We start from the raw sequence: 1,996 nt of genomic DNA on the forward strand, positions 1-1,996 counted from the left end.
AAGACGGCCTCCGGAACATCGGTCAAGGCGCAGCAGGCGATTCAGACCGCGCTCAGCAAACTGGGCGCGCCCTACGTCTGGGGGGCCGAGGGGCCCAATCAGTTCGACTGCTCCGGGCTCACGCAGTACGCGGCGAAGTCGGCCGGGGTCAACATTCCGCGAACGGCGGACCAGCAGTACCAGCAACTCCCGAAGGTGGCGCCGGATCAGATCAGACCCGGCGACCTCATCTTCCCCCAAGCGGAATTCAACAACGGCAACCCAGGGCACGTCATGATGTACATCGGTAACGGGCAGGTGGTGGAGGCACCGAATTCCAAATCTGTTGTGCGAGTGCAACCGCTTCCCAAGAACTTCCACGCCAGCCGGTGGACCTGACCGGTTCCTCAATATCCGACGTACGAGCCGCCGCCGTGCAGATTGGCGACGCCGGGCACATTGCTCACCGAACCATAGCGGTCGATGGAATAACGCACGCCCGCGATGATGTTGTCGACCGGATTCCAGATATCACGATGTCCGGGGAGCGCGTAGGCGTTGAAGGTCGAATCGATCGTCTGCATCAGGCCTTTCGAGGGATGTCCGGCCACGGCATTGCTGTCCCAGAGATTGATGGCATGCGGATTCCCGGAGGACTCGTGCGCGATGATGGTCGCGATGGCTCCGGGGTCGATCCGGCTGACGTCGTAGCCGTTCTGAGCGAGAATTTGCAAGGCCTGATTGATCCACAGGCCCGTCTCGCCGGCCGGCATCGAGGACGGAGGTCCGGACGATCCCGATCCGCCCGTGCGGTAGACCGTCCTGGTCGGATGTGAGTCCTGGACGTACTTCGCGGCCAGCGCCTCGATCCGCTGGGAGTCCAGGACTGCCGCCATCCGGCTCTGGTCCACGGTATTTCCGGCCCGCGCCAGTGCGTCGCCGAGCGTGACCATCACCTGTCGCCGGCCGGCGGCGGTATTGCTCACCGGCCCGAGCGCGGTGAGCGCGGCGTCCACCTCGGCGATGATCGCCGACATGGTGGCCCGGCCACGCGCGCTGGTATCGACGGTGTCGCCGAGGACCCGCGACAGTTCGGCGTTGAGATCGCCGATCGCGCTGTCACGTTCGGCGCGAGCGGTATTGCTCGCTGAGTAACCGGAGCCGAGGCCGCCGTCCCAGGCGATCGGTCCGGTGGGAGCGCCGTTGCCGGTCATCGGTGGTGCGTAGGGTTGTCCGGTGTCGGCGGTCGGCGTACCGGAACCGAAGCCGGCCGCCATGGTGGTCAGGCTGGTGAGGGCCGCGATGGCCATGGGTGTCGAGGCGTTGTGGGCGGCAAGGATATCCGAGTGGACGGCGGGCGCGGCGGCGGCGGGTGCGGAGCGAGCTTGCGCGATAGCTGCTGCAGCCGAATCGTTCGTCGCCGCAGCCGATTTCGCTACCGACGGCACGGCGGGCCCCGGCGCCGGGACCGCGCTCGGGCGCTGGTTTCGTCGTTCGCGCCGATCGGCCGGTGCGGTCGTCGCCACACCGGGCCGGGTCAGCGTCCACTCGTCGGCGGGATTGTCCGAACCGGACCGCAGCTCAGCGGATTTCGATCTCCGAGGTTCGGGTGAACGGGGCTGGGTCGGTTCCATCAGTACGCCACGTAGGCCTGGCCGTTGCGTACCGCCTCGACGCCCGGCACATTGCTGACGGATCCGTAGACGTCGATCGCGTAGCGGACACCGGCAACGATATTGTCCACGGGGTCGGAGATATTCTTGTGGCCCGGTGCCGCATATTTGTCGAAATTCGGCTGGATTATCTGCATCAGCCCCGTGGAGGGGGTCCCGTTCTTAGCGTTTATGTCGTCATTGTTGACGGCTCCGGGGTTACCGCTGCTCTCGTAGTGGATGATGATCGCTATCGCTTCGGGATCTATCTTGCCGGTGTCGTATCCCATTCCCTGCAGCACCTGCAGCGCCTGTTGAATCCATTGGCCCACAGTGCCTCCCACGGTCTTGGCGCCCGAGCCGCC

At 65.5% G+C, this 1,996-nt stretch carries 3 protein-coding genes; 1 reads left to right on the forward strand and 2 read right to left on the reverse strand.

What is annotated here, in order from left to right; all coding sequences use genetic code 11:
* Nucleotides 1–378: C40 family peptidase (locus A5780_RS26360; protein WP_197521874.1), on the forward strand; the 378-nt coding region annotated here is incomplete at its 5' end.
* 8 nt (nt 379–386) lie between these two features.
* Here the strand turns inward: A5780_RS26360 and A5780_RS26365 are convergent.
* Both A5780_RS26365 and A5780_RS26370 read right to left on the reverse strand, forming a co-directional pair.
* Nucleotides 387–1,613 carry a transglycosylase SLT domain-containing protein gene (locus tag A5780_RS26365; RefSeq protein WP_231983097.1) on the reverse strand — a complete coding sequence of 409 codons (1,227 nt, stop codon included), beginning with the start codon at nt 1,611–1,613 and terminating at the stop codon, nt 387–389.
* Nucleotides 1,613–1,996, reverse strand: a 384-nt coding sequence (locus A5780_RS26370) for a transglycosylase SLT domain-containing protein (RefSeq protein ID WP_155525656.1), incomplete at its 5' end; no start/stop codon positions are given. The genes A5780_RS26365 and A5780_RS26370, both read right to left, overlap by 1 nt.

Source organism: Nocardia sp. 852002-20019_SCH5090214, assembly GCF_001665865.1.
GTDB classification, from domain to species: domain Bacteria; phylum Actinomycetota; class Actinomycetes; order Mycobacteriales; family Mycobacteriaceae; genus Nocardia; species Nocardia nova.

What these genes read in the sequence shown, in the direction of transcription:
- A5780_RS26365 (WP_231983097.1), bottom strand. Translation starts at nt 1,613, where the DNA reads ATGGAACCGACCCAGCCCCGTTCACCCGAACCTCGGAGATCGAAATCC.